This window comes from Spirochaetota bacterium, from assembly GCA_038043445.1.
GTDB lineage: Bacteria > Spirochaetota > Brachyspiria > Brachyspirales > JACRPF01 > JBBTBY01.
In genome coordinates, this window is sequence record JBBTBY010000027.1 from 11311 (window position 1) to 35039 (window position 23729).

Sequence of the window (23729 nt, forward strand, 5' to 3'; positions counted from 1 at the left end):
ACGATACCGGTCCCAAAAAAACCGGGAATCATTGACTTTTTTTTCCGTTACGGTAGAATCCTGAAAAGTGCCAAGGAGCATCCTATGGCCGTATTCTATAACGAGCCTTCACGGACCTTCAACGAATTCCTTCTCATTCCTAATCTTACTGCGAAATCATGCGTGCCGGCCAACGTACGGCTCACTGCCCCCCTGGTGAAATTTAAAAAAGGGACTGAGAGCTCGCTTCACCTGAATATCCCCTTTGTTTCTTCCATAATGCAGTCGGTTTCCAATGATGCCATGGCCATAGCCCTTGCGCGTGCCGGCGGGCTTTCCTTCATCTACTGTTCACAGTCGATAGAAGAAGAAGTTGCCATGGTCGGGCGAGTGAAGAAATACAAGGCGGGTTTTGTCGTCAGCGATTCGAACGTGCGTGCGGATGCCACGCTTGCCGATGTGCTTTCCCTCAAAGAGGTGACCGGTCATTCCACGGTTGCCGTAACCGATGACGGAACGCCGAACGGGAAGCTCATCGGCATAGTCGGGAGCAAGGATTACCGCGCCGACAGGATGAAGCCGTCGACACCGGTATCGTCGTTCATGACGCCGTTCACCGATCTCGTGTACGGCAAGGAGGGGATATCCCTTTCTGAAGCGAACGATCTTATTTGGGACCATAAGCTGAACGCACTGCCTATCATAGACAAGGGGCAGAAGCTCATCTACATCGTGTTCCGGAAGGATTACAATGCGCACGAGGAGAACCCCAACGAGCTCCTCGATCCCCAAAAGCGGCTTGTGGTCGGTGCCGGCATCAATACACGCGATTTTTCCGAGCGCATCCCCGCCCTTGTCGAGGCGGGAGCGGACGTGTTCTGCCTGGATTCCTCCGACGGCTACTCGGAATGGCAGAAGGACACCATCGACTTCGTCAGGAAGAAATACGGCGATGCGGTGAAGATCGGCGCGGGCAATGTCGTCGACCGCGAAGGCTTCCTCTATCTCGTTGAGAACGGTGCGGATTTCGTGAAAGTGGGCATCGGCGGCGGCTCGATATGCATCACGCGCGAGCAGAAAGGCATTGGGCGCGGGCAGGCCACATCGATAATGGAAGTGGCAAAGGCGCGCGATGAGCATTTCGCGAAGAGCGGCGTGTATGTGCCCATCTGTTCCGATGGCGGTCTGGTATACGACTATCACATCGTCCTTGCATTGGCCATGGGCGCCGATTTCGTCATGATGGGGCGCTACTTCGCGCGATTCGATGAAAGCCCGACGAGAAAGCTGCAGGTGAACGGCACCTACGTGAAGGAATACTGGGGCGAAGGATCCAACCGCGCGCGCAACTGGCAGCGATACGATATGGGCGGCAAGAACCGCCTCGCTTTCGAAGAGGGCGTTGATTCCTATGTGCCCTATGCCGGCAAGCTCAAGGACAATGTCGATATCACACTGTCGAAAGTGCGTTCAACGATGTGCAATTGCGGCGCAACATCCATCGCGGAACTCCAGAAGACGGCACGGCTTACGCTCGTTTCATCGACGAGCATTGTCGAGGGAGGGGCGCATGATGTCATACCGAAAGAACAGAACGTCGATGTCGATGACTAGCAGCACAGTACGCGGGCTCTTTTCCGTACAACAGCTGTCCAGAGCGACCGTTGCGTGCTGTGTATGGTGTGCATCGGTATTCGGTGCAGTACTGCCCGGCACGACGAACACAGCGCCGGCGAACAATGTGCAGTTCGATACGATATATGCGCTCGCGCTGGAGCTTGATGCGGAGGCGATTCAGAAACGCTATGCCGCAAAGGCGAAGATCACCGCTCTGCAGCCGCGGGATATGGCTATCGTACGCGCTTTGCTTGCGCACAAGGATATTACGCCCGAGGTCAAGGGGAAAGCGTTCTGTGCGATGCTCTGCTGCCTCAATGACGTCGACCTGGTCGTGAATCTTGACGAACTGCTTGATGCGTACGGAACGGTGGACCCCCGATGCGATTTTCTCGCTGATGAATTCGACCGGCTCATCCGGCGCGACCCCGTCCGGTATCGTTCCCTTTTTGCCGCGGTCACATCGTGCATGTACAGCGCGACCGGGCGGCCGATAGTGGGCGGCATGCTCGTGATGCGCATGGACCCGTCGTTCGTGCTCTCATCCTTTCGGCAGGCGGTCGTCGATATGGTGAACGGCAGTACCGATACGCCGTTCTCATCGCATCCCCTCTGGCCGTCATATCTTGACCGCATGCTCATGTGCGACCATTCGGCGAAAGCCCTTGCCGCACTGGGAAAGGACCTTCAGCAGGTGCCGGAGATCGGCAAACGCAGTGTTGAGCGCCGCAGGATAGACCCGCTGCTGTACAACGAGATGAAGACGGAGGCCGCAGCATGCGCACGGATGACCGCAGAGCGCGAAAAGGGGCTCGAGGAATATAAGGCATATCGGATATCCCTGTTCGGTACCGGGACAAGTCTGTTCCCGCCCGCGAAGGACCTTGATGATGTCCTCGGCATCATGACCAATCGTTCACGAGAGCTCTATCATTATGAGGCGCGGATGGTGCTTGATGCGGTCACTGCCGCCAATGCAGGGATGATCAACAGCGCCATCATACATTACTACTCCGTGCTCCCGGAGAACAATCATGTGACGCGCGGGGTGCTTCTTGAAGGATACGTACGCACGATGAACATCATGAACGAGGCGTTCGTTGATGCGGTGAAAGCGGCGTTCGCCAGGGATACTCTTGCCATCGATCGATTGCGTGCCATGCTCGGGAAAAAGATGTCCGCCGATCAATTCGTTACGGCGATGAGTATGCTTGTCCCTGACAGGGAGCGCCGGATCACCGCAGTGTTTCCCGTCAGTATTCTTGTCGACGGTGCCAGGCTGGGGGATCGCGAGGCGTGTAAACTGCTTGCCACCGCGTACCTTTCGGGGCAATTGTCCCCCGAAGAACGCCGGCTGGTCACCGGATGCCTCGGGGAGACCGTGCGTGTGAGCCAGACGCTTTCCGATATCGCATCGAGCGGCCTTGCCGAAATAGCTCAATTCGAGAAGGGTACGGCCCCGGCGAGCGCTGAGGCGATGCATGACCGGATGTCCGCGGGGAATGCATCACTCATACTCATGCGCAATCTCGCGTCGGTATATCTGGTGCAGGGGGTGCCGCTCAATGAAAAGGTGCTTGATCTCCTGATACGGTATCACGCCTTCCGTTCGACGAAGGGCATCTCCGATTACGACAAGAATGCTTTGCCGATAACGCACGTGCGTTCGCTCATCTATACCGAAGCAGCCTCACGGTCCATTCCCGATACGTACGGTGTGCGCGAGAAACTTGCCCAGGTTCTCGGAGCGAATAAGGACTTGACGGCCGCGCTTTTCTCGAATATCTACAGCAAGAACAAGAACTCCGAACGGATACGCGAGCTTCTGCTCCTTCTGAAAAAGCATCAGGGGATCTCTGAGCTGTCGTTCGGCGGCAAGGTCGATAAAGAACAATTCACGATAGTGTTCCGACTCGACGATGAGGACCGGCTTACGGTCTCGAAAGAAGGCAAATAGTCCTCGGCCCGCGGTCGAAACAGGATATTCGGGTGCATCCTTTTCGGTCGGGATTCATTGCCATATAATTCGTTTTTGTTATACTAATGACCACGGAGCCATTATGTGGGACTATTCAAAAAAAGTTAAGGACCATTTCGTCAATCCGCGCAATGTCGGGGAGATAGAGAATCCCGAAGCGGATGCGCTCATCGGCAATATAAGCTGCGGGGATGCGCTCAAACTCACGCTTCGCATCGACAAGGCGAAGAATATCATCACCGATGCCAGGTTCAAGACCTTCGGCTGCGCGTCGGCCATCGCCTCATCGAGCATTCTCACCGAAATGGTGAAGGGAAAGACCGTGGATGCGGCGCTCGCGATATCCAATGCCGATATCGCGAAGGAACTGGACGGGCTTCCCGAAGAGAAAATGCATTGCTCCGTCATGGGAAAAGAGGCGCTCGAACAGGCGCTCAATAAATATCTCGGCAAAGCGGCACCCGAAGGTGCGCATAATGATGACGATGAAGGCTATATCGTCTGCAAATGCTTCGGCGTGACGAACAAGAAGATAGAGCGCGCGATACGCGAGAATAATCTCACCACCGTGGAACAGGTGACCAATTACACCAAGGCGGGCGGTATGTGCGGCGCGTGCAAGCCGCAGATAGAGGACATCATCGAGGATGTGCGCCGTGCAATGGGGAAGGAAGTGAAGAAGGAAGCCCCGCGCGTGCTCACCATGGTGCAGAAGATGAAGCTCATCGAGGAGACGCTTCAAAGCGAGATACGCCCCGAACTTGAAAAGGACGGCGGCGGCGTGGAGCTCATCGATATCGACGGCAACCGCGTTGTCATTCAGCTGCGCGGGATGTGCTCCGGCTGTCATGTTTCAAGCGTGACAATAAAATCGTTCATAGAGCCGAAACTCCGCGAATTCGTATCGCCTGAACTCACCGTCGAAGAGGCGAAACAATGAGCGCAAAAATAATTTACGTCGACAATAATGCCACGACTGCGGTAGCGCCCGAGGTGTATCAGTCAATGATACCCTTTCTCACCGAACGCTATGGTAATCCGTCGAGCATTCATACCTTCGGCGGTCTTGTCGCGCGGGACATCGAACGCGCTCGTGAAGAACTTGCCGCGCTCATCGGCGCCGAGCCCTATGAGATACTTTTTACTTCCTGCGGTACCGAAAGCGATAATGCCGCGATATGGGGTATACTCGAGGCGAACCCGGACAAAAATCACATCATCACGAGCAAGGTGGAACACCCGGCGATCTTGAATACGCTCCGTGCGCTCGAACGTACGGGATATGAAGTGACCTATCTCGGTGTTGACAAGAACGGACAGATGGATCTCGCCGAACTTGCGCGGGCGGTCAAGCCGACCACCGTGCTCATCACCATGATGTACGCGAACAATGAGACCGGCGTGATATTCCCTATCGAAGAGATCGGCGCCATCGCGAAGGAACACGGCGTGATGTTCCACACCGATGCGGTGCAGGCGGTCGGAAAAGTGCCGCTCGATATGCGCAAAAGCACGGTCGATCTGCTTTCGCTTTCCGGGCATAAGCTCCATGCCCCCAAGGGCATCGGCGCGCTCTTCATACGCAAAGGTACGCGCATACGCCCGTTCATTACCGGCGGCCATCAGGAACGCGGGCGCCGCGGCGGTACGGAAAATGTCGCATCCATAGTCGGCCTCGGCAAAGCGGCCGAGCTCGCGCGAACGCATCTTTCCGATGAGATACGCGATCTATCGGCGCTGCGCGATTCGCTTGAGCAAAAAGTTACCGCACGGATACCGCTTACAAAGATCAACGGCGGCGAGACGAAGCGTCTGCCGAACACGGCGAACATAAGTTTCAAGTTCATCGAAGGCGAGGCGATACTCCTCATGCTCGACGAGCACGGCATCTGCGCATCGAGCGGCTCCGCCTGTACGTCAGGATCGCTCGAACCGTCGCATGTGCTCCGCGCCATGGGCGTGCCGTTCGAATTCGCGCACGGATCGATACGCTTCAGCTTCAGCCGCTACAATACCATGGCGGACGTCGACCTCATCACGAAGACGATAGCGCCGATCATTGAACGCCTGCGCGCGCTTTCGCCGTATTCAGAAGCGCGGCCGATGTGACGGCGGCGCAAGAATAGCGACGCCGGATCAGCGGCGGGTTGACATTTCCCTTTCCATGCATACCATACAGCAATGGACCCGATACGCCCGCTCTATGCCGCACGCGTTACGAACACCGTGTCCCTCTCGGCCGTACCGCACACGCATGATTTCCATCAATTCCTTTACATCTTCCGCGGCCGCTGCAGTATGGGCTGTGACGGCACGAAATTCACGGTACGTGCCCGGCAATTAGCGATAATCAAACCCGGTACCGAGCATGCATTCGATTTTCCGAAGAAGGACGAGATGCTCTGCGATATCTTCCAGATGAAATGCCGCGTCACGGACGATATTATCGGCGAGGCGGCGGTGCCCATGATCGTCGACTGTACCGCGCGCCGCGGTGAAGTGGAAAGCGCCTGCGATCTCATGGTGCGCGCTTCCGAGGGCGGCGGCCCCGTCGAACGGGCGATGGGGGGCCTATTGCGATATCTTTTCGCCATGCTCGAATCGCTTTCACGGGAAACGGAAACGACCGCTGTCGATGCACGTATACGGCGCGTACTCGCAGCCATCGATGCGCATCCGGAAAGGCCGATAAGCGTCCGTGCGCTCGCCGAGGCGGCATCGCTCAATGAAAGTTATTTCATACGATTGTTCAGGCGCAATACCGGCAAGTCGCCGTCCGAGTACGCCATCCATCGGCGCATGGAGCATGCACGCGCCATGCTCGTGTTCTCATCGGCGACCCTCGCCGAGATAGCGCGCAATGCCGGGTATAATAATTATCATCATTTTTCGAACCAGTTCACGAAGGCGTTCGGCATGCGTCCGCGCGATTATCGTGAGCGTTCGGGAATGTCGGCCCAGTGACGACTATCGCGTTGTGCGGAGGACCACGAACACGAACACCGCGGCGATGATGACAGTACTTGCTGCGAACGAGATGAGATAATCGGTGAGTATGCCCTTGTTCGAATGACGCAGGCGTCTGCCGATGGTCCGCCAGAGATGGGCGATGCCGGTGACAGTACCGGTAAAGAGCACGTTGTCAATTATCACATGGAAGAACGAGCCGATGGCTGAGAGCGGCCGTACGATGACGGCGGCATAGAGTTCGTCGACATAATATTTCGCGGCGGCGATGCGAATGATGCCGCGCACGCGTTTTTCACCCATCGGCAGCACGCGGCGCACGATATAACGATAGTATGCGGCGAAGAAACCAGCGGCGGCTGCGGCGAGCGTTACGATCATGATAAGCCCCGCGAGACCGGTTATCGATTCGCTTTCCTCGAAATGTGCGCTTATCGGAACGTTCACGACGACGCCGTGAAGGAATTCCTCGAGCGTATTGGGGCCGAATATCCGCGGGAGCGTGAAATAGCCGGCGACGACGGCGCCGAACGCGAGTATCGTGAGCGGCACCCACATGACGGCAGGCGTTTCCTTCACCGGGCCGTGAGCGGCGTATTCGCGCGGTTCGCCGAAGAACGTGACGAAGAGGAGCCGGAACATGTAGAACGCGGTGAGCCCGCTCGTGATGAGCAGAAGCACGTATACGAAGGGATTGCCCATCGATGAAGCGAGCGCGGTGTACACGATCTCGTCCTTGCTGAAGAAACCGGAGAACCCCGGTATGCCCGATATCGCGAGCGTGCCGATGAGGAAGGTGCCGAAGGTGATGGGGAGATATCGCTTGAGTCCCCCCATCGCGCGTATGTCCTGCTGATGATGGAGCATGGTTATCACCGAGCCTGCGGCGAGGAAGAGGAGCGCTTTGAAGAACGCGTGCGTCATGAGATGACCGAGGCCCGCGCTGAACGCGCCTACGCCCATGGCGGCCATCATGAAACCGAGCTGGCTTATCGTGGAATAGGCGAGTACTTTCTTTATGTCCGTCTGGTTCGCGGCAATCGTGGCGGCGAAGAGCGCGGTAAGCGCGCCGATGATCGCGATCGCGGTCATGGCTATCGGTGCAAGTACGAAAATGAAATTAAGACGCGCGATGAGATAGATCCCCGCCGTGACCATGGTGGCGGCATGGATGAGCGCGGACACCGGCGTGGGGCCGGCCATGGCGTCCGGAAGCCATACATGGAGCGGGAGCTGGGCGCTTTTGCCGGCAGCGCCGAGGAAGAGACAGAACGCGATGACGGTTATCATGAAGGGATTCGCCGCTGACGCGCTCTGTATCGCCGAGAATTCGAGCGAATTGAACTGCGTGAAGATGAGGAATATGCCGATGAGGAACCCCGCATCGCCCACGCGATTGACGATGAACGCCTTGTTCGCCGCGCGCGCCGCATAGTCGCGGTCGTAATAGTGGCCGATGAGGAGATACGAGCACAGCCCCACGCCTTCCCAGCCGAGGAACATGAGCAGTATATTGTCCGCCATGACAAGGATGAGCATCGCCGCGGTGAAGAGATTGAGATAGGCGAAGAACCGCGAATAGCCTGCTTCCTTTTCCATATAGCCGAGCGAGAAGACATGGATGACGCCGCCGATGCCGGTGATGATGAGCATCATGAGGAGCGAGAGGGCATCGATACGGAAAGCGATGGGGGCGGTGAAGCCCTTGACCGCTATCCATTGGAAGAGTTCGACGCGAAGCACCGGTGCGTCCGCCCCGAGCGACAGATATCGTATGAAGATATAGAGGGAAAGCGCGAACGCTGCTGCTGCCGTTGCGACAGCGATCACCGCGATGCGGCGATTCAACACACGCCCGAATATGCCCGCTATGATGAAGCCGGCGAGAAGGATGAGCGGTATGTACGGTGCAAGGATATCACAATCGGTCATTCGATCATCTCCGCAGAATTACGGCGATTGTACATCATCACATCGGAATGTCAATAAAAACGGGGCGCGGCGTGATGCGGCGTTGAACGACATGGGGGATTGACGGTATCGATCGACGGGAATATACTGTCACCCATGACGATAACGGCTGTAAAGCCTCCTTATGTACATTGAGGTAATGCCCCTATGATCGACTGGTATATCAAGATTGCGAAGGCCGTTGCCGTCCTTATCATCCCCGTCGTGTTCTTCGCCCTCTCGTTCTATAAAGTGGAGAGGAAGATAGTCGCCAACGGCATCATCGGCTCGCAGAAACAGGATATCATCACGAGCCCCATCAAGGACACGACGGTGCGCAAGGTGTTCGCGAAGGAAGGGGATTTCGTCCGCAAAGGGGACATCATCGTTGCCGCGTACGACCACACCGATCTTTCGGAACAGCTGTCGGTGGCGCGCATCGAGCTCAACAATATCGAGAACGATATCAAACGCAAGCAGGAGATACTCCGCTACGGGGGTACGACGCGGGCGGAACTGGAGCGTCTTGAGAACAATCGGCAGCAGACGCTCGTCAAGATAGAGCATTGCGAAAGTACGCTCGGGCTCTATTCGTTCCGAGCGCCGTATGACGGACAGATCGTGAACATATTCGTCAAGGAGCAGGAGAATATCACTATCGGGAAGAACATGTACCAGATAATCGGCAAGGACGTGTTCGTCATCGACTGCTACATACCCGAGCGGCAGTACATACTCATCAAGAAGGACCAGAAGGTATACATCAAATCGAACCTGTACAATTATCTCAAGTACTCGATATTCCACGGTGTCGTGAGCTATGTCTCCGACTACGGCACGATCAATGAGCAGACGAAGGAGATATTCTTCAAGGTGACCATCAACGTGCTCGACGGCGAGGATTATCTCCGCGTCAATTCGAGCGTGCAGTGCGAGATAGTCCGCGACCGCGTGCCCATACCGTATTCCATATTCGCGCAGGACTGATCGCCCATGGCGAAAAGCAAGTACTATGTCGACCGGGGTCTCTGGGCGAACGCGCTCTCGTATCTGTCGTACTTCAAGGCGTTCCGCGCCAAGGCCGCGTGGGCGGTGGTGCTCTACATCATAAAATATCTCCCGTTCGCATCATATCCTGTCATCGTGAAGCTCGTCGTCGACAGCTATATTCCCCTCGGCGAGATCGACAAGATAATCGGATCGCTCTGGATTATAGCCGTGTTCGGCGTCCTTAACATCATCTATCACGCGGCGTTCGAGGCGGTGCGCATCGATGTAGTGAAGAGCATCTCGCGCGAGGTGCGCAACACCATCATACATAAGCTGCAGATACTGTCGCTCAAGTACCATTCCCTCGCGGAGACCGGGCGGATGTACTCGAAGATAATGGTCGACGTGGGGAAAGTGGAGATGTTCGGCGAGATGATGTTCCACATGGTGCTCCCCATACTCGTCGGGTTCACTTACAGCGTCATCATTCTCGCCATCGTCAATGTACGCATCATGCTTGTCCTCTTCATACTCATCCCGCTGCTCGCGGTCGTGCAGAAGCTCTTCAAGAACACGCTCTCAAAACTGCAGTACATCGGCCGTACGACGAACGAGGACCTTTCGGCCGCAGTGAGCACGTTCCTGCAGACATCCATGCTCGTGCGCGTACACGGCGAGGAGAAATATCAGCAGGCGAACATCGATACGAAGAGCCGTACGGTGGTCACCAAGTACCGCGATATCGCCTTTAAGGTCGCCGCGTTCGGCGCATCAAACTCCATGACCACGCAGCTTTTTCAGTTCGCGCTCGTCATCATGCTTGCGGTGGCCGTCATACGGAAGGAAGTGCTTATCGGGGAGATGTTCCTCTTCCTCAATTTCGCCAATCAGATCATCGGCCATGTGAGCCAGGTGGTCAATCAGTACACGGCCTTCCTGGAATTCTCCGAGGCGATGAACTCGATCAACGAGATACTCTCGGCGCCGGATACCGAGATGAACGAGGGCAAGCGGCGCATCTCGTCCGTGAAGGGCGAGATCGTTTTCGATCATGTCTGGTTCGGATTCGAGGAAGGCGTTCCGCTCCTCAAGGACATCTCGGTCCGCATAGAGTCGGGAAAGACCGTGGCGCTCGTCGGTGCATCCGGCGCGGGGAAGACAACGTTCGCCAATATGGTGCTCGGGCTGTATCGCCCGGACAAGGGCGTCATACGCATCGATGATGCGTCCATCGACGATGTGGATATGCGGAGCGTTCGCCAGTACATGGGCGTGGTCACGCAGGAGCCCATCCTTTTTACCGGCACGGTCGAGGAGAACATATCGCATGCGCTCAAGGTGCACACCACGTATGAGATGATAGAAGCGGCGAAAAAAGCGAAGGCGCATGAGTTCATCATGCAGCTCCCCGAACGGTATAAGACCGTCATTGGTGAACGCGGGTCGACCCTTTCCGGTGGACAGCGGCAGCGCATCGCGATCGCGCGTGCGATACTGCGCGACCCCTCGATACTGATACTCGATGAGGCGACGAGCGCGCTCGACGCGGAATCCGAAGAGGAGATAAAAGCGGCGATCGATCAGATGCTCGGCAATCAGACGACGATAATCATCGCACATCGCCTCTCGACGGTGATGAACGCGGATGTGATACTCGTGTTCAGGGACGGGAAGATCGTCGAGAGCGGAACGCACAAGGACCTCGTCGCGAAGAACGGCGATTACGCCCGGCTTGTATCGATACAGCTCGGCGGTGCGGCAGGCGAGGCATGAGCATAGCGCACGATACGTTCATGCGTGAAGCGTTCTCGCTCGCGTACCGGGCGAAGGGTTCCACATCGCCCAACCCCGCGGTCGGGGCGGTCATCGTGAAGAACGGGCGCATCATCGGGCGCGGCGCCACCGAGAACGCCGGCCGCCATGCGGAAATGGTCGCGCTTGCGAATGTCCGGCGGAAGAGCGACATCCGCGGCGCATCGATGTATGTCACGCTTGAGCCGTGCGTTCGGATGTATCCGGGGAAGCGTAATCCGCCCTGCACGGACGCGATGATCGCATCCGGCATCCGCTCCGTATGTATCGGGAGCATCGATAGGAACCGGTATGTCAACGGCGACGGCGTGAAGAAACTCCGAGCGAACGGTGCGCGTGTCATGACCGGCGTGCTCGGTGAAGAGACGGACCATTTCTATCGCGATTATCATCGCTTCATTACGCGCTCACGGCCGTATGTGATAGTGAAATACGCGATGAGCATGGACGGGAAAATAGCCACCCGCACCGGCAATTCGCAGTGGATAAGCTCGCCCGCATCCCGTGCTTTCGCTCATGAAGTGCGTGCCTATGCCGACGCGGTTCTTGTCGGGAGCGGGACTTATCTCGCCGACGACCCGCATCTGAATGTACGGCACGGTGCGAAGAAAGGGCGTATCCCCCTGCGTATCATTCTTACGCGCGATGCGAAGCTCCCGCTTACGGGGAGGATATTCCGCGACGGCGGGCCGTATCTCGTCGTTACCGATGCGAAGAGCGCCCCTTCGTTCAAGCGGAGACTTCCCGCGGGGACTATCGATCGCGTGCGTACTGCAAAGAACGGTTTCGATATCGATGCACTGCTCGCCATGCTCGCCTCGCGCGGCATCATGAGCGTCATGGTGGAGGGCGGCGGGAATACCATCGCCTCGTTCATGGAAGCGAACGCCGTCGATGAGGTGTTCGCCGTCATCGCCCCGATGGTGATAGGCGGGAAGGATGCGCCGGGGCCGTGTACCGGGCGCGGGGTGGCCCGTGTGGACGATGCGATGCGTTTCGCGCATACGGAGATCGAACGCATCGGGACCGATATCATACTGCACGCATGGAAGGAACGATGAGGATATTCGCCGGGGAGAAGAAGGGTCATTCCATCGTCGTGCCGAAAATGGAATTCCGCCCGACGCAGGGAAAAGTGCGCGAGGCGCTCTTCAATATCGTGGATGTGGACGGCATGCGCATGCTCGATATCTATACCGGGAGCGGGGCGATCGGGCTTGAGGCATTGAGCCATGGGGCCGCGCAGGTGACGTTCGTCGATATCGACAAACGGGCGGTCATCGCGATAAGCGAGAGCCTGGTGAAGCTCGGGTATACCGATCGCGGGCATGTCATACGGAACAATTCGCTCCGATTCCTCGCGTCCCCCTCGGGGCCGTACGATATCATTTACGCCGATCCGCCGTACGATACGGAGGATCTCCCCGAGATACTCTCGCGCGTGCGCGGCAATGGTCTTCTCACCGACGACGGCATTCTCGTCATTGAGATGAACCGCCGGGCAGCCAGTGTCATAGAGAGCGAGGCGTACGATCTCAGGCGGTACGGCAAGGCGCTCCTGGCGTTTTTCAGGAAAGCACCGTAAAATCGTTCTATGGATATTTCCGAGGCATATCGCGTTTTCGGTCTTTCCCCCGCCGATACCATCGAAGCGATAAAGCTCCGTTATAAGGAGCTCGTCCGCAGATTCCATCCCGATATCATCGGGAGCGAGAACGATGATATCCGTTCCGTCAATATCGCCTACGATGTGATACTGGACAGCCGCGACAGCATACCCGCGGAGGCGATAGTCATATCGAGCGAGCTTGACCGCATATTGAAGGGGCTTAAGCTCGCGATGAAGAAATACGTGGACGGTCTTTCCACGAGCAAACGGAAGTCGAAGGTGCGCGACGAGAAGCTCGCCGACCTCGCGGTGATTCTCGAGTATCTCAAGGACGGCGCTGAAGAGAGCGTGGAATATTACACGACGATGTCATTCGTGAACAACATCATACGCTTCGAATCGATGCCGACGAAGGTGAAGATATCATCGCTCAAGGACAGGAAGGCATATTTCATCTACATCGATATCATGCAGCAGACGGTGCGCATACTGGAAGAGGCGTTCATGCGCCTTGACGGCATCAAGCGCCGTACATCGCTCTGGCGCTACTATCTCGATAAGTGCGTCGAGGATTATGACAAGCTCCTCGCCACCGGTTCCGAGACGTTCACGGCGCTCACCGATTTTCTCGTGCAGTTCTACGACGACATAGCGCATATGGTGAAGATATTCTCAAAGCATAAATCGCTTCTCAATTACAAGGATTTTTATGAACTGTTCACTATCGATAAGATGAAGAAGAAAGGTGCGCTGTGAGGAAACTCACCCCTATCCCCCGGCCCCTTTCCCCTCTAGGAGGGGAAAGGGGAGCGTTCCATTATAATTTCTGCTCCCTTTCCCCTTTTGAAGGTGTGCGCCAAGGATGGCGCAACTGGCGGCGGCCATGGATGGCCAAAGCCGCTACGGAAAGGGTTGGGGATAGGGGTTATTGCCCGTGAGCTCATTGAACGCGCCGCCGAACGCTGTCGCTGTCATTGCGCTCATGTGGCGGGACGATGCTGTCATGAAAGCGGTCCGGCGTTCGATGGTGCATAGGCTCGGCGCGATAGCGTCGGAGATCTCGTATCCGTTTTCTCATTCGAGCTATTACGATGCCGAGATGGGCGCGGGACTGACGAAATCGCTCTGGGCGTTCGCGAAGCCGGTAGCGCGCGAGCGTATCGTGGATATGAAGCGATATGCGGTGAAACTCGAAAAGAAATATTCTGTTGACGGGAAACGACGAGTGAACATCGACCCGGGGCTCCTGACACCGGAGAATTTCATCCTCGGGACGGGGAAGAATTTCACGCATCGCATCTATCTCGGACGCGGGGTGTTCGCCGATCTGACGCTCACGTATCGCAAGGGCGAGGGGTATTGCGCGCTTCCGTGGACATATCGGGATTATATGACGGATGAGGTGCGGGCGTTCTTGGAGAATGTGAGGAATGCAATGGGGAATGGATAAGAGAAAGATTGTTTCACGCGAAGGCGCGAAGAGGATAAAGAAGATTTACCAGGATGAACAGGAATTTATTGCCCGGGAAATCTTGCATTCTGTATGGATATTGCCGCCTTCAATAGAGAGAATGCCACAGACAACAAAGACACCGTGGCGCACGCCCGACTGCGAGCAGCGCGTGTATTTCCATCTGCTATCGACCGTTGATCTCCATCCACTGCTTCACCGCCATGAAACGATCCAGGCCAACTTGAATGCCATCCGCAGCAGGCACAAGCACGAAATGTGCATCGCGCACCCGCGGGGTGATGAGCCGATCCAGCGCCGGGGCGATCCCGTCAACCGGTCCGGAAACGAAGATCGTCGGGTCAAGGCATCCGAAAATAGTAAGATCATTACCGATCACGTCCATTCATCGGTGCCCCCGTGCTTCATTGTCATATCACCCGCTTTAACCGCAGGATCAAAGGCGCTGCCGGCTCGACATCGACCGCAGCGATGATCTCGTCATCCATTGCGTCCCTGAAGGGGAGCATCACCCATTCCCCTGAACCATCAAGCCGCTCGATGCTCGATACCGGTCTTCCGCCGATGCGCAGCCTGAGTTCCGGCAAGGAGTCCATGTTCATATTGAAGACGTACAATAATTCACCGCCGCCTGCTTCCTCTGAGAGAATGCCGTGTCGTGCGTATATATCGACATCGGAAACAACAACGACCGGCAGGGGCCTGCGCTCAAGCCATCCGAGCACAGTGATGAGCTGCCCGCGCCGCAGTTCGTTCATGAACGGAGTAAAGCCCAGTGCCGCCGCATACACGGCAACACGTCCCCCGAGCCTGTTCGTGAAAAGTGTCAGTCCCGGACCGACATCGGTTTCATCGGGGCTGAGATACCAGGGAATGCGGTAGTGCCGGGAAAGTTCCGCAACACTATCCTTCCTGACAGATATTCTGAACGCGCTGCCGCGGATCAATGATGTGACATGTATCTTCTTTCCGGCCGCTGTTCCGTTCAAAGGATCTGCGTTCAGCCGTTCGTAGTGAACCTTCCATCCATCAGGACTATCGACATGGACCCCGAGCAGATCGCCAAAACCCCTTCGACAGAGCCGCTCAGCGGCGCCGCCGTCAAGGAGCATGGATCTTGATAGAAAACGCTCCAGTTCTGCATCATCGAAAAAATCAATATCCTTTCCGGCAAGCATGATCGTGTCGGCCGAATGCGCAGCCCCGATACGGCAGGGTATTCCCATATGACCGATGATCTGACATGCCCAATTGGATTGCCATACCCCGGAGTCGTACGCAGGCACCCCGGATGCCGGTATGGGGACAGTCGGTTCGTCCCAGGTGATCGATGGATAGAGGTGATGGAGCTCATGGTACATCGCGATATTTTCTTTCAGTGTTTTCCGATATGCGGCACCGCTGTCCGGTTCATATTCGCTGAGCCGTGTTACCCAGAGCTTCGATCCGGTCACACCGTTCATCAGCGAGAACACGATCTGCGCATTGAGCGCTTTTGCCGGGGTGCAGTAGCGGTTCTGCGGGTAGGTGTCCGACTCTGAGAGTATCTCCGGAATTTCTTTCAACGCCTCCATCTGGGCGGCTGTCCAGTATACGCGACTAAGCAGATCCCTGCCGTCATTGCTGAGATACCAGGCGTTGCCGATCCTGACGAACGGCGGTTTGCGTCCGGCAAGAAGTCTCGCCAGCGGCAGTGCGAACGGCAGCTCAGAACCCTGTGCATGGCAGATGCAAATACCGCACGGCAGTTCGGGGTCAACCGCATCGATACCGGCACGCACTTTTCCCGCCAGAGACATGAGACTGGAGAGGCGTATCTCATCCCATTTTTTTTTCAGATCAGCATCATGCTCGATCGTTGCGAGAAGCTTCTCCCTGTCGAAATTACTGTTGGCGTACCTGTTCATCGCATCAAGATGAAGTGTGCAGAAACACCCTGCTCCTCCAAGGTTCGCAAGGCGAAAGTCATCATCGACGAGCAGGAAATCGGGATGCGCCGCAGCGACCGTTGACACAGCATCATGTATATATCCCTGAAAATCGACGTCGAGCGGGCACATCGACTGTGTTTCCCTGCCGTTGCTGTTGACGCTCCGCTGATACCTCGCGTCCGTCGGTGTTCCGTGTCCGATGAGGCTTTGGAGCAGTATCCCGATCCTGAGGCCGGAATCGATCGGTTTTCTCATTTCGATGAAAAGATCGCGCAGGTGCTCGGCCTTTGCCATTGTCGGTTCCCGCTCCTCGGGGCTGAGCGGCAGCATGAATGCGACGTCGGTAACGCCGCACTCCGCGTGCAGCATGCGGAGGTCCGCGGCGATCGCGTCCTTGTGATCGGTGAAGAGCGGAGCGATGTTGATGATCCTCATGAGCGTACTCCTTCTATCAAAGATGAACGCTGCGTCAGCGCGAGAGGGCTATTATCCCGATGATCGTCGCCGCAAGACCGAACCAGTTGAACCATCGGCTTTTCTCCCGAAGCACGAAAAGACTGTAGAGGGAAAACCCGATGATACAGGACCCGACGATGAGCGGGAAACAGATCGACGCCATGCCGTGCATGGACAGCATGTCGAGTGATACGTAGAACAGCTTCACGCTCACCGTATTGAGTACCGCCATGCCCAATGCAAGAAGCAACGTTCTCCGGTCGGGCAGCGGCAGCTTTCCGCGGAATGCAGATAACAGGATCGCCCCGGCGAGCGCGCCTGCGGTGCCAAGCGTGGGGCGTATGTTCGCATTATCGCTCCAGCCATGCCAGTACGACGGCACGCTTTGCAGCGTCTGTCCTATGCCGAAAAGAATGAACGCCGCGAATGTGAGCGTGAGCCAGGTGCGTTTCGCGGTGTCGGCATCGCCTCTCTTGCTGAGGAATGACGGGAGCAGCATGCCGAGAATGATCATTCCCACGCCGGCGAATGTCAGCGCGCTGCCGTGCTCGCCGAACAGGAGCGTGCCGCAGAGGAACGGTATTATCAGCGCCGACTGGCCGATGGCCCAGATGATGCCGTTATGACCGCTTTTCATCGCCGACTGCATGACGGTAAGTCCCGCGGCGTTGGCGATACCGGACCCGAGAATGAATGCTGCGAGCGGCAGCGGCTGCATCACCTGTCCGCATGCGACCACATTCCAGTGAACATACACCGCCATGGTGAGGATCGCGGTAAAAAGCGTGTTCGCCGCATAGTAGCTGAGGAAATCCATCTTCGAACGGGAACAATAGCTCATGATGATACCGATGACGGTCCAGAGCAGTCCCGTACCGATGGCGATGAGAATTCCTGCATGCATGCTCGCTCCTTGCGTTGCATTATCCGACGACGATAGTATACTGACGATCGATCAAAAGGAAATCGGTTTTTCTGCTGTGAACATGGATAATTCTGCTGCCGCGATAATATCATGCGATGAGGCATCATATCCGCCGGGGCACAGCTTTCGCCGCGCCGCCGGTTTCCCGCACTATACCCTCGGATGTCTTCTTGCCGGCAAAGCTCGTAAGCAGACGGCCTGTGCGGCGTATTCGTATTCGGGCGCTGCGTTCATGCTCACCCCGCCGAGGACCCCGTACGACTTTCATGCGCCCGTCGCGCATCGTGAACTCTGGTTCATTTTCAGCGCAAAGCCGGAATGGCGTCCCCTCCTGCGATGGGGCATGGATACGGCGGGGGGTGAAAAACCGTTCGTTCCCGGCAGCGGACAGCGAGCAGCGCGTGCCATTATCATTCGACATTTCCGGGAGGCGATCGCTCATTTCCGTTCGCCGCTGCCGTACGCACCGCGCATGGCGGAGCTGTCTTTCGAGCAGGCGCTCATCTGTCTTTCGAACCTCGCGGGCAGACACGGAGCGATCGATGGCCGCATCGAACGGGTCATCAGCCGTCTGCGTGGCGCACCGTCACGGCGATGGGACATCCTATCGATGGCGGCCGTTGCCGGGTTGTCACCGTCGCGTTTTTCGCATCTGTTCTATCGCGAGGTCGGCATTGCCCCGGCGAAATTCCTTGAGCAGACACGCTTTGAACTGGCGAAATCACTTCTCCTGTCGACGGAAAGATCCATACAGGAGATCGCCGCCGCCGCCGGATTTCATGACCCGCTCCATTTCTCATCGCGCTTCCGAAGCATCGTCGGCAGCAGCCCTTCGCAATTCCGCAGAAGGGGCTGACGGAGCGAATGCTCATGATCACTTGACGGATGAGGCGCTGAATGAATTCGGACGACGACGCGCCGTCTTGACGCGGCAGCGCGACCGTCGTATAGTACCGATATCGGAGCATCAAGATACTATCGGCCTATGAACAAGAACGCGGAACGACAACCCACACCACGGTCGCAGATACTGTTCATCAATAAGTGCATCACGGCACATAACTTCACGAAAGAGATGTATTTCTTCGCCGATCTCCACAGCGCCATCAGCGCGGAAGCGAGGTCGCTCGGCATGGAGCTGAGTTACTTCGATAATAATGACAGCCTGAGATCGTTCTGGCGGGAAAAGCGCTACCGCTCCTATGACGGCTTTATCGGCATTGTGCCGACTCGGCTGCGCGACGAACAGTATGCATGGAACGCCATCGAGCGGGAACGTCCGTGCGTGAACTGCATGATGGAATCGCTCCTGCCCCGCGGTAATTTTGTCGGTGTCGATGATGACGCGGCGATACGGTCGCTCGTTCAGCACCTTCATGACGAGGGGTATCGATCCATGGGCTTTCTCTGCGACGGGAATGTCGAAGCCTATGCGCTTGCACGCGCACGTGCGTTCATCAAGACGCTCCGATCGCTCGGGCTCGCGGCAGCACAGCCATGGATATCCGGCTACGATGTCCGTCGCGACATCATCATGCCGCCCCCGACCGCTTCATCACCGCGCCGCGCGAAGAACGCCCCGTGGACATTATACGATGTCATCGCGTCGTCCGATCGCCCCGAGGCAGTCGTCTGCTGCACCGACACCGTCGCGCTCGATGCCTATGCATTCGCCCGCTCGCGCGGTCTCCGTGTCCCGGAAGATCTGGCGATCGTCGGCATCAACGATCACGCGCCGTCATTCGATGCCCGGCAGAACGCGCTCAAGGCCGGGCTCACATCGGCACGGCAGCAGTTCTCGTCCATCGGGAGAGAAGGGGTATGGCTTCTCCATGCCATCATTCGCGGCGTCCGCCCCGGATATGGTCAGCGGGTCATACTGGCACCGACGGTGATTCTGCGGGCGTCATCGCTCAAGCGTTCGGTGCGCCGTGCGGATGCGGTCGCCATTGAGAATTTCAAGCGGGAGACCGCATCGTATATCGATACGCATTATGCGGAGGCATCGCTCTCCCGATCACTGGCACGGCATTTCGATATCCGACACGGGTATTTTCTCATAAAATTCAAGAAGATGTTCGCTGTCAACTTCGCACGATACGTGAACGAACACCGCATCCGCAAAGCGCTGTTCTATCTTACGGACGCGTCCATACCCATCACGGACATTGCGTTCACGGCGGGATATCATTCCTATCAGAATTTCACGCTTGCGTTCAAACGCTCGATGCACTGTTCCCCGTCGTCCTATCGCGACCGTCATGCATCGATACGCCGCCGTGACGCACGGTGATAATGGAAAATATGATGTCCCTGATGCACGGAAATATTGTTGGCTGATTCCCGTGTACGGTATATACTGATACTGTTAGCAAAACGCACCGGGAGGAATATCCATGCGAACGCTGCGAGTGAACCGCTTATCAGCCCGACAGGTGACGACCGCTTTTCTGGCCGTCATGATATCCATCGCTCCCGCTTCATTCCCCGCCGGGGAGTTCGTCACGACAGACCAGTCGCGGTGGTTCCCCTTCACCATACCCGACCTCGCATCCGAAGCGAGCGATCGTTCCGAGATCGATCTCTCATTCCTGAACAGCGAGACGGCCGGTGCGCACGGCTTTCTCCGCGCACGTGGCGAGGATATCGTCGATGACCGCGGGACGCCGGTACGTCTTTTCGGCGTGAATATCACCGATTACCATCCGCTCATGCCGAAGGAATATGCACAACCCGCCGCACGGCGGCTGCGAGAGCTCGGCGTCAACTTCGTCCGGCTGCACTACTTCGACTGGTCGAAGGCCCCCGCCGGCATACTGAACGATGATCTGCAGACGCTCAATCCCGAGAAGCTCGATCAGCTTGACTGGCTCGTTTTCAATCTCGAGCGAAACGGCATCTACGTCGACCTCAATCTCCATGTTGCCCGCGGGTTCACGAACCTGCCGCGCGGCTGGAACGAGATGGGCAAGGGTATCGACATGCTCCATGAACCGCTCATACGCTCGGAGCTCGCCTACGCGCGTGAGCTCGTATCGCATACGAACCCGTACACGAAACTGCGCTATGCGGACGACCCCGGCATCGCCGTGATCGAGATCAACAATGAGAACACCGCGCTCAGGGAATGGAACCGCTATGCCGACCTCGCGGATGAATTCCGCAAACCGTTGGAATCGCTCTGGAACGTCTGGCTCACGAAGAGATACGGTACGACGGTGGCGCTTGCAAAGGCGTGGGGCGAGGGATATTCCGCCGGACCGGAGATCATCCGCAACGGCGATCTCTCTGCCGGCACGGACGAGTGGAAATACGAGATGAGCGGCGGGAAGGGCGCCTGTGAGGTGATCGCAGATGCGTCCGCACCGAACGGGCGATATCTCCGCTGGGATGTCAGCGAACCGGGAAGCGCGACCTGGAACCATCAGCTGCAGCAGCTGTCAACGCCGATGAAGCACGGGAAACCCTATACCATGAGCTTCAGCGCACGCGCCAAAAGCGGCGGGAACCGGCAGCTCGAATTGAGCGTGATGATGCAGGCGGCTCCCTGGAAGAACGTTGCCGGCCCCACCGTCGTCGATCTTACCGATACCTGGAAGACCTACTATGTCGAATTTGAGGTATACAATCCCGATGAGAAGGCCGTGCGTTTGAACCTCAATTGCAATAATCGTACGGGCACCATCGATCTAGCTGCATTCACCTGCCGCGAGGGTTCACCTGCTTCGCTTGCGGAGAACGAAACGCTCGAAGCACGATCCATACCGCTCGTCGGCGCCGCGGCAGCGACCGGAAAAAAACGCGACTTCGTGCGATTTCTCCTCGAGCGTGAAATGAATTACATCGAACGCTTCCGTACGCTCCTGGTCAATGAACTTTCCGCGAAACAGATCATCTATTGTACCCAGGTGACGTACGGCGGCGGCGCAGGCATCGTCCGCGAGACGACGCTCGGCGACGCCATCGACTGTCACGCCTATCCTTCGCATCCGTTCAAGACGGAGATCGCCGGGAAAACGGTATGGGGCGTACGCAATGTCTCCATGACGGGTGATGCGTTCCAGGGGCTGACCGATCTCGCGTATCATCGTGTCGCCGGCAAGCCGTATCTCGTCACCGAATTCGACTTGAACCCGCCCAACGATTTCGCCTGTCAGGAATTCCCGCTCGTCGCGACGGCGGCAGCCTATCAGGGATGGAGCGGCATTCTCGACTATGTCTGGTACAATTTTAACGCCGGCCCGGGGACGACGAACATGAAGTCGGTATGGCATACCGCAGGGCACAGCGGTCAGGTGGCGTTCATGCCGGCAGCGGCGCTCATGTTCCGGCTGGGCCTAGTCCGTAAGGCATCGCGCGTCGTCACGCTGTCGGTACCGCGGGATGCAGCGGTCAACATGACCGCAGCGAATACCTACGGTTTCAATAATCCCGACTGGGGATATGCCGGCGTGAGCGAAGCCGCGTCGTGGTGCGCCGCGCTCGCATTGCAATTGACCGACGGCGACGGCCGCGAGAGCGCCTCAGAAAAGCTTGCACCCGCCGCCGCATCGAAACTGATCAGCGATACCGGTGAGATCGTCTTCGATCGCGCAATGAAGGGTGCGGAAGTCCTTACCGTCAACGCCCCCGGCGTCCGCATGGCCACCGGCAGCGTTTCCGGAAAGCGGATAGCGCTCGGTGATGTGACGATGAGTTTCGGTACGGGGCTTCATCGCGATTTCGCACAGGCGTGTCTCGCCGCACTTGACGGACAGCCGATCGCACGGTCGAAACGGATGTTCCTCACGCTCGCCTCGCGCGTGGAGAACAGGAACATGGCGTACACCAAGGACCGTTCCGCCTGTCAGTGGGGAGAAGCGCCTGTCATGGCTGAGCCGGTACCCATAACGCTTGCCCTGCCCGGGAATGGATGGCATGTATGGTCGCTCGATGGGAACGGCTGCCGGCAGAAAGAACTGCAGATATCGGGAACAGCGTTCACTGCGCGCCCCGACGATGCGACGATGTGGTATCTGTTCATAAGGGATTGAGACCCAGTTAATGCGGCGATGCCAGCTCATTCGTTGTGGATGACGGCAGGATATCGTACATATATTGCTTGATAAATTGGTCCATGACCCTGTTCACCCAGAGATAACAGAAAAAGAAACGCGCGATTGACAAACACCGTTCTGCCGGTATAATTCCTTCATAGTAATGGAGGAGCGATATGAAAAACACAGCAATGATGATCGTGTTTCTTTGTTCGGTAATTCTACTCAACGCGCAAGCGTTGAAATCGAAGGAAGCCGAAGAGGCGATGAAAAAAATACTTGAGCCGCGGGCGAGCTATACCGCCGCGGATTTCGGATACAAGGATATCAAGATAGGCGATTCGCTTACATCCATAGCATCGCGCTATGAGCTCATAAAGAACGTGCATGATATCGCCGACAAGAGCGAGTTCTTCGTCAAATGCGGCGCAGAGTATGCGGTGGTGTTCCCGGTCAACTCCGATCTTCTCACGGTAGAGAAGAACGATGAGAAGGTGGCGCTCGGGCTTAAGGAATTCGGCATGACGCGTACCCAGGTGCAAAGCGGCGCCTATGACCCGATAATACTTACCGCGACGACGGCCAATCGCGAGAAGATAACCTGTCAGTTCAGTGCGGATGGATCGCTCATGCGCGTTGAGGTCGCGTTCCTCGATCAGAAGATATCACAGCAGTCGATACGGGATCTTCTTACGCAGAAATACGGTATGCCCGCAAGCACGACCACGATGATAGCCGGGCTTGCGGTCCCGAAATTCGTGTTCGCGAATGCGGGGAAAGGGCAGACCGTCTCGCTCTATACGCGGGCGGGGAACACCGTCGTGGAATACGTGGACACGCAGATAGCCGCGACACATAAGCGCATCGTGTACGATAAAAGCTCGTCATCGGTGCTCCACAAGAGCAAAGGCCCTACCGTCAAGGATTTTTAGTGAGAATTGACACTCGCGAAAATGCTTTGTTGACAATCCGCAGGGATTTAATACAATTACGGCAATGATACGCTTC

The 23729-nt window shown here is 56.9% G+C and carries 19 protein-coding genes; 15 read left to right on the forward strand and 4 right to left on the reverse strand.

Annotation, left to right across the window (positions count from 1 at the left end):
* The first annotated feature begins 84 nt into the window (after positions 1-84).
* From AABZ39_03865 to AABZ39_03885, 5 genes are all read left to right on the forward strand, one after another.
* Positions 85-1593 (forward strand): IMP dehydrogenase, encoded by a 1509-nt coding sequence (locus tag AABZ39_03865; GenBank protein MEK6793886.1) that lies wholly within the window; start codon positions 85-87, stop codon positions 1591-1593.
* The gene (locus tag AABZ39_03870) at positions 1550-3553 is read left to right on the forward strand and encodes a hypothetical protein (GenBank protein MEK6793887.1); all 2004 of its coding nucleotides are present in this window, start codon (positions 1550-1552) and stop codon (positions 3551-3553) included. Before AABZ39_03865 ends, AABZ39_03870 begins: the two co-directional genes overlap by 44 nt.
* 103 nt (positions 3554-3656) lie before the next feature.
* Positions 3657-4514, forward strand: coding sequence for a Fe-S cluster assembly protein NifU (gene nifU, locus AABZ39_03875; GenBank protein MEK6793888.1), 858 nt, complete (start codon positions 3657-3659; stop codon positions 4512-4514).
* The gene (nifS, locus tag AABZ39_03880; protein MEK6793889.1) at positions 4511-5683 is read left to right on the forward strand and encodes a cysteine desulfurase NifS; all 1173 of its coding nucleotides are present in this window, start codon (positions 4511-4513) and stop codon (positions 5681-5683) included. The genes nifU and nifS overlap by 4 nt, the downstream gene beginning before the upstream one ends.
* A 72-nt stretch (positions 5684-5755) precedes the next feature.
* Entirely contained in the window at positions 5756-6538 is a 783-nt protein-coding gene (locus tag AABZ39_03885; protein MEK6793890.1) for an AraC family transcriptional regulator, read from the forward strand.
* A 3-nt stretch (positions 6539-6541) separates the two neighbouring features.
* Here AABZ39_03885 and nuoL read toward each other — a convergent pair whose 3' ends face one another.
* The gene (gene nuoL / locus AABZ39_03890) at positions 6542-8473 is read right to left on the reverse strand and encodes an NADH-quinone oxidoreductase subunit L (GenBank protein MEK6793891.1); all 1932 of its coding nucleotides are present in this window, start codon (positions 8471-8473) and stop codon (positions 6542-6544) included.
* A 186-nt stretch (positions 8474-8659) separates the two neighbouring features.
* Here nuoL and AABZ39_03895 point away from each other — a divergent pair, with 186 nt between their 5' ends.
* The 6 genes from AABZ39_03895 to AABZ39_03920 all read left to right on the forward strand — a co-directional run bounded on the left by AABZ39_03895 (position 8660) and on the right by AABZ39_03920 (position 14352).
* Positions 8660-9478 (forward strand): HlyD family efflux transporter periplasmic adaptor subunit, encoded by an 819-nt coding sequence (locus tag AABZ39_03895; protein ID MEK6793892.1) that lies wholly within the window; start codon positions 8660-8662, stop codon positions 9476-9478.
* A 6-nt stretch (positions 9479-9484) separates the two neighbouring features.
* A complete protein-coding gene (locus tag AABZ39_03900) occupies positions 9485-11254 on the forward strand; it encodes an ABC transporter ATP-binding protein (protein MEK6793893.1) in 1770 nt (589 codons plus the stop codon).
* Positions 11251-12354, forward strand: a complete 1104-nt coding sequence (gene ribD, locus AABZ39_03905; protein ID MEK6793894.1) for a bifunctional diaminohydroxyphosphoribosylaminopyrimidine deaminase/5-amino-6-(5-phosphoribosylamino)uracil reductase RibD — start codon at positions 11251-11253, stop codon at positions 12352-12354. The genes AABZ39_03900 and ribD overlap by 4 nt, the downstream gene beginning before the upstream one ends.
* Positions 12351-12878: a 16S rRNA (guanine(966)-N(2))-methyltransferase RsmD gene (gene rsmD / locus AABZ39_03910; protein ID MEK6793895.1), complete on the forward strand. Its 528-nt coding sequence runs from the start codon at positions 12351-12353 to the stop codon at positions 12876-12878. The genes ribD and rsmD overlap by 4 nt, the downstream gene beginning before the upstream one ends.
* 9 nt (positions 12879-12887) lie before the next feature.
* The gene (locus AABZ39_03915) at positions 12888-13658 is read left to right on the forward strand and encodes a hypothetical protein (protein MEK6793896.1); all 771 of its coding nucleotides are present in this window, start codon (positions 12888-12890) and stop codon (positions 13656-13658) included.
* A 178-nt stretch (positions 13659-13836) separates the two neighbouring features.
* Positions 13837-14352, forward strand: a complete 516-nt coding sequence (locus tag AABZ39_03920; GenBank protein MEK6793897.1) for a DUF4416 family protein — start codon at positions 13837-13839, stop codon at positions 14350-14352.
* A 187-nt stretch (positions 14353-14539) separates the two neighbouring features.
* Here AABZ39_03920 and AABZ39_03925 read toward each other — a convergent pair whose 3' ends face one another.
* Genes AABZ39_03925 through AABZ39_03935 form a run of 3 tightly spaced genes read right to left on the reverse strand, consistent with a single transcriptional unit; the run spans position 14540 to position 17664 of the window.
* On the reverse strand, positions 14540-14758 hold the full coding sequence (locus AABZ39_03925; protein ID MEK6793898.1) for a hypothetical protein: 219 nt from the start codon (positions 14756-14758) through the stop codon (positions 14540-14542).
* A 25-nt stretch (positions 14759-14783) separates the two neighbouring features.
* Positions 14784-16739 carry a hypothetical protein gene (locus AABZ39_03930; protein ID MEK6793899.1) on the reverse strand — a complete coding sequence of 652 codons (1956 nt, stop codon included), beginning with the start codon at positions 16737-16739 and terminating at the stop codon, positions 14784-14786.
* Between the two features lie 34 nt (positions 16740-16773).
* Positions 16774-17664, reverse strand: a complete 891-nt coding sequence (locus tag AABZ39_03935; GenBank protein ID MEK6793900.1) for a hypothetical protein — start codon at positions 17662-17664, stop codon at positions 16774-16776.
* 82 nt (positions 17665-17746) lie between these two features.
* Here AABZ39_03935 and AABZ39_03940 point away from each other — a divergent pair, with 82 nt between their 5' ends.
* From AABZ39_03940 to AABZ39_03955, 4 genes are all read left to right on the forward strand, one after another.
* A complete protein-coding gene (locus tag AABZ39_03940) occupies positions 17747-18541 on the forward strand; it encodes an AraC family transcriptional regulator (protein ID MEK6793901.1) in 795 nt (264 codons plus the stop codon).
* 129 nt (positions 18542-18670) lie between these two features.
* On the forward strand, positions 18671-19978 hold the full coding sequence (locus AABZ39_03945; GenBank protein MEK6793902.1) for a substrate-binding domain-containing protein: 1308 nt from the start codon (positions 18671-18673) through the stop codon (positions 19976-19978).
* Between the two features lie 103 nt (positions 19979-20081).
* Positions 20082-22718, forward strand: coding sequence for a carbohydrate binding domain-containing protein (locus tag AABZ39_03950; protein ID MEK6793903.1), 2637 nt, complete (start codon positions 20082-20084; stop codon positions 22716-22718).
* Between the two features lie 179 nt (positions 22719-22897).
* A complete protein-coding gene (locus AABZ39_03955) occupies positions 22898-23653 on the forward strand; it encodes a hypothetical protein (GenBank protein MEK6793904.1) in 756 nt (251 codons plus the stop codon).
* The last annotated feature ends 76 nt before the right edge of the window (positions 23654-23729 follow it).